The sequence below is a fragment of the Sphaerotilus sp. genome (genome assembly GCF_041083715.1).
Classification (GTDB): domain Bacteria; phylum Pseudomonadota; class Gammaproteobacteria; order Burkholderiales; family Burkholderiaceae_C; genus Sphaerotilus.
Genome location: NZ_JBFPGY010000384.1, coordinates 1 through 5,061, shown reverse-complemented (window position 1 = coordinate 5,061; position 5,061 = coordinate 1). Strand labels below are relative to the sequence as shown.

Sequence of the window (5,061 nt, the reverse complement as noted above, 5' to 3'; positions counted from 1 at the left end):
TCGCCGTTCTCGCGGTCGAGGTAGTGGCGCAGGATCACGCAGCCGAAGCGCAGATTGGTCTGCATGTGGAACAGCCGGCTTGGGTCGCCGTCGCCGATCAGGCGGGCCCAGAACGGCATCACCTGCATGTAGCTGCGGGCGCCGACGCTGGAGATCGCGTACTTGCGGAAGCCGCTCTCCACTTCGATCAGACCGAGCACCAGTGCGGTGTCGAGTCCGGCGCGGCGGCTCTCGTACCAGACGGTTTCGAGGAACTCGCGCCGGACGTCGAACTCCGGCTTGCGCTTGGCCAGCCGCTGGCTCATCGCGCCCAGCCAGCGCAGGTGGACCAGCCGGGCCTCCATCGACGGGAAGTCGAGCCGCGGTGGCGCGCCCTCGCCCGCCACGGCAGACGCCAGTGCCGTGCGCACCGCGTCGGCCAGTGGTTCTTCCGCCTGACCGCCAGCCAGAACCGGCGGCGTCCAGCCTGTCAGGCCGACGCTGCCCGCCCAGGCCAGCAGCGTCCGGCGGCGCGGGTTCATGCCTGCAGACGGGCCTTCACGAAGGCAGCCACCTCACCAGTCGCCACCTTGGTCGCGGTTTCGTCGCGACGGCCCTGGTATTCCAGTTGACCTTCCTTCAGCCCGCGGTCGGACAGCACCACGCGGTGCGGCACACCGATCAGCTCCCAGTCCGCGAACATCGCGCCCGGGCGCTCGCCGCGGTCGTCGAGGATCACGTCGATGCCCGCCGCCTGCAGCGCGTCGTGCAGCGCGTCGGCCGCCGTCTTCACGTCGGCGGAACGGTCGTAGCCGATCGGGCAGATCGCCACCGTGAACGGGGCGATCGCGTCCGGCCAGACGATGCCGCGGGCGTCGTGCGCCTGCTCGATGGCCGCGCCCAGGATGCGCGTGACGCCGATGCCGTAGCAGCCCATCTCGAAGTGCGCTGGCTTGCCGGTCTCGTCGAGGAAGGTGGCGTTCATGGCCTTGGAATACTTGGTACCGAGGTAGAACACATGGCCGACCTCGATGCCGCGCTGGATCGCCAGCACGCCCTGCCCGTCGGGCGACGGATCGCCCGCGACGACGTTGCGCAGGTCGGCGACGAGGTCCGGCTCGGGCAGGTCGCGGCCCCAGTTGACGCCGGTGAGGTGGAAGTCGGGCTCGTTGGCGCCGCAGACGAAGTCGGCCATGTTCGCCACCGTGCGGTCGGCGATGACCTTGACCGGCTGCTTCAGGCCGATCGGGCCGAGGTAGCCCGGCTTGCAGCCGAAGTGGTCCTCGATCTCGCCGAGCGTGGCAAAGCGGAAGCCGCCCTTCAGCCCTTCGACCTTGCCGACCTTGACCTCGTTCATGTCGTGGTCGCCGCGCACCAGCAGCAGCCAGACGGTGGACTTGACGATGTCGCCCTTGTCGTTGACCTCGTCGGTGGCCATGACCAGCGACTTCACCGTCTGCGCCAGCGGCAGATCCAGCAGCACGGCCACATCGGCGCAGGTGCTCTTGCCGGGCGTCGCGGTCTTCGCCAGGGCCTGTGTCGCCACGCCACGTTCGGCCGTCAGCGCCACGGCCTCGGCCAGCTCGATGTTGGCCGCGTAGTCGCTGGTCGGGCAGTAGACGATCGCGTCTTCGCCGGTGTCGGCGATGACCTGGAACTCGTGCGACAGGTCGCCGCCGATCGCACCCGTGTCGGCCGCCACCGCGCGGTACTGCAGGCCGAAGCGGTCGAAGATGCGCTTGTAGGCAGCGAACATCGTCTCGTAGCTCTTGGCCGCCGCCGCCGGGTTGCGGTCGAACGAGTACGCATCCTTCATCGTGAACTCGCGCCCGCGCATGATGCCGAAACGCGGTCGGCGCTCGTCGCGGAACTTGGTCTGGATGTGGTAGAAATTCTTCGGCAGCTGCTTGTAGCTGCGCAGCTCCTGGCGGGCGACGTCGGTCACCACTTCCTCGCTGGTCGGCTGGATGATGAAGTCGCGACCGTGCCGGTCCTTCACGCGCATCAGCTCCGGGCCCATCTTGTCGAAGCGGCCCGTCTCCTGCCACAGCTCGGCCGGCTGCACCACCGGCATCAGCATCTCCACGGCGCCCGCGCGCCCCATCTCCTCGCGGATGATGGCCTCGACCTTGCGGATGACGCGCAAGCCCATGGGCATGTAGTTGTAGATCCCGGCGCCCAGGCGCTTGATCATGCCCGCGCGCATCATGAGCTGGTGGCTGACCACCTCGGCGTCGGCGGGGGCTTCTTTCTGGGTGGCGATGAAGAACTGGGAGGCTTTCATGGGGCAGGCAGCAGACTCGCGAGATATCACTGTTCTTGTCGGGTGATACGCGGGGTTGCGATCACCAAGCCCAGTGCAATAATGAATTCAACGTGAAAATTGGGGTCTGATTATGCTTGACCGTGAAGGCTTCCGGCCCAACGTCGGCATCGTCCTGCTCAACCAGCGGAACCAGGTGTTCTGGGGCAAACGCATACGCACCCACTCCTGGCAGTTCCCGCAAGGCGGCATCAAGTATGGTGAGTCGCCAGAGCAGGCGATGTTCCGAGAGCTCCACGAAGAGGTGGGGTTGTTTCCTGAACATGTGCGCATCCTCGCGCGCACGCGAGACTGGCTGCGGTACGAGGTACCGGAGCATTTCATCCGCCGCGATGCGCGGGGGCACTACCGCGGGCAGAAGCAGATCTGGTTCCTGCTGCAACTGACCGGGCGTGACACCGACATGAACCTGCGCGCCTCCACGCACCCGGAGTTCGACGCCTGGCGCTGGCACGACTACTGGGTCCCGCTGGAGGTGGTGATCGAGTTCAAGCGCGACGTCTACCAGATGGCGCTCACGGAACTCGCACGCTTTCTGCCACCGAGGCCCAGTGGCCACGTCAACCGTTTCCTGCGCAGCGGCATGCGGGCACGGCGTGACATGTGCGAAGGCAACGAGGACGGGTTCGAGGCGCACCCCCACGAAGCGCACGGCGCCGACGCCGGGGAGCTGACCCGGGAGGAACCGGAACTCCTCGTCGCCAAGCTCTCAGGCAGCGTCTGAGCGCACCAGTTCGGCCGATGCGCGCGGAAGCCAGCGGACAGCTGCCTCCGCGCTCACCGGCCGGCTGAACAGGAAGCCCTGCGCCACCTGGCAGTCCAGCTCGCGCAGCAAGGCCAGCTGGCCTCGGGTCTCGACCCCCTCGACCACGATGTCGAGGTCCAGCGCCCGCGACAGATTCAGGATCGAGCGCAGCACTTCCAGATCCCGCGTCGAATGCTCCAGATCGGCGATGAAGCTGCGGTCGATCTTCAGCTCGTCCAGCGGGTAGCGCCGCAGGCACGACAGCGACGAGTGCCCGGTCCCGAAATCGTCGATCGAGACCCGCAGACCCGCCTGCTTGATCTGGCGCAGCTGCTGGTGGGCGCTCTCCGGATCGGCCATCAGCGCGCTCTCGGTCAGTTCGATGACGAAGCGGGACGGGTCCAGTCCATGCTCGGCGAGCAGTCTGGCCATCAGACCAGCCAGTCCCGGATGCCGGAACTGCGCGGCCGAGACATTGATCGACATGCGGGGCACCTGGTAGCCCGCCGCCTGCCACGCCACCACCTGGCGGCACGCCTCGCGCGCCACCCACAGTCCGATGCCGTCGATCAGGCCATTGCGCTCGGCCACCGGAATGAAGGCCGCCGGCATCAGCCACGCACCACCCGGGCGCTGCCAGCGCACCAGCGGCTCGACGCCGACCACCTCGCCCGTCACCAGGTGCACCTGCGGCTGGTAGAGCAAACGCAGTTCGTCTCGCTCGATGGCCCAGCGCAAGCCCATCTCCAGCTGCAGCTGCTGGTCCATCTTCAGCTGCAGTTCGCTGGTGTAGAAGTGGTAGGTGCGCTTGCCCTTGGCCTTGGCGGCGTACATGGCCACGTCGGCCACCTGCAGCAGCGCGGCACTGTCACGCCCATTGGCCGGGAACATGCCGACGCCCAGGCTGGCCCCGACATAGAGCACCCGGTCCGACATGGCCATCGGCGCGCCGAGCAGATCGACCACCCGGCGGGCCATCGCCTCGGCTTCGGACAGGCTGGTGTGCTCGATCAGCACGGCAAACTCGTCGCCCCCCAGCCGCGCCACCGTGTCGCAGCCGCGCAGGCTGTCGCGCAGGCGCTGCGCGATCACCTGCAGCAACTCGTCGCCCACAGCGTGCCCGAGTGTGTCGTTGATCAACTTGAACTCGTCGAGGTCGATGAACATCACGGCCAGATGCTCGCCCCGCTCGCTGGCGCGCCCGATGGCCTGGCGGACCCGGTCATTGAACAGGAAGCGGTTGGGCAGGCCGGTCAGGTCATCGTGGGTGGCCAGGTACTCGATGCGGCGCTGCGAGGCCTCGTAGCGGCCCGGATCGCTGTAGACGCCGATGTAGTGCTGCACGGCGCCATGCTCGTCCGGCACGGCATTGATCGACAGGAAGGCCAGGTGCATCTGGCCATCGCGGTGGCGGTTCCAGATCTCGCCCTGCCACCAGCCACGGCTGGCCAGCGAGCGCCGCATCTCCTCGTAGAACGACGCTCCATGCTGCCCGGACGCCAGCAGCGTCGTGCGCTGGCCGACCACCTCGCGGCTCGCATAGCCCGTGTCCCGCTCGAAGGCGGCATTCACCACCTGGATCACATGGTCGGCGTCCGTGATCACCACGCTCTCGCCGGTGCGGTCGAAGAGCCGGGCGGCCAGCCGCATCTGCACCTCGGCCTGCCGGTGCTGCGTCACGTCGCGGTGCACCCAGATGTGCCCCATCGCCTGCCCGGTGACATGGATGGGGATGAAGTCGCGCACCATGACTGCACCGCCCTGCATCTCCACCTCTTCCCCGTGCACCGGCCGATCGGCCTGCACGATGGCAGTCAGTCGCGCCGCGGCGGCTTGCGGATGGGCATAGGCCCCGCACAGCAGCGACAACATCTGCTGCGCCGACAAGCCGCGCAGCGTTTCCGGCGGCCGGGACAGCCGGAACAGATCGCAGAACGCCTGGTTGACGAACTCGACCGCGCAGTGGCGGTCCTGCACCAGCAGACCCGAATGCAGGTTGTCCAGGATCGTGTAG

4 protein-coding genes are annotated in these 5,061 nt (G+C 67.6%); 1 reads left to right on the top strand and 3 read right to left on the bottom strand.

The features are described 5' to 3' along the window. Together AB3X43_RS18045 and AB3X43_RS18040 are read right to left on the bottom strand one after the other, a co-directional pair. Window positions 1-521: lytic transglycosylase domain-containing protein (locus tag AB3X43_RS18045; RefSeq protein ID WP_369431255.1), on the bottom strand; the 521-nt coding region annotated here is incomplete at its 3' end. Continuing rightward, window positions 518-2,263 (bottom strand): proline--tRNA ligase, encoded by a 1,746-nt coding sequence (locus tag AB3X43_RS18040; RefSeq protein ID WP_369431254.1) that lies wholly within the window; start codon window positions 2,261-2,263, stop codon window positions 518-520. The genes AB3X43_RS18045 and AB3X43_RS18040, both read right to left, overlap by 4 nt. A 112-nt stretch (window positions 2,264-2,375) precedes the next feature. On the opposite strand from AB3X43_RS18040, the gene AB3X43_RS18035 reads away from it, so the two are divergent. After that, window positions 2,376-3,026 carry an RNA pyrophosphohydrolase gene (locus tag AB3X43_RS18035; RefSeq protein ID WP_369431253.1) on the top strand — a complete coding sequence of 217 codons (651 nt, stop codon included), beginning with the start codon at window positions 2,376-2,378 and terminating at the stop codon, window positions 3,024-3,026. On the opposite strand, the gene AB3X43_RS18030 is transcribed toward AB3X43_RS18035, so the two are convergent. Then, window positions 3,012-5,061, bottom strand: a 2,050-nt coding sequence (locus AB3X43_RS18030; RefSeq protein ID WP_369431252.1) for a putative bifunctional diguanylate cyclase/phosphodiesterase, incomplete at its 5' end; no start/stop codon positions are given. The two genes, AB3X43_RS18035 and AB3X43_RS18030, sit on opposite strands and share 15 nt — an antisense overlap.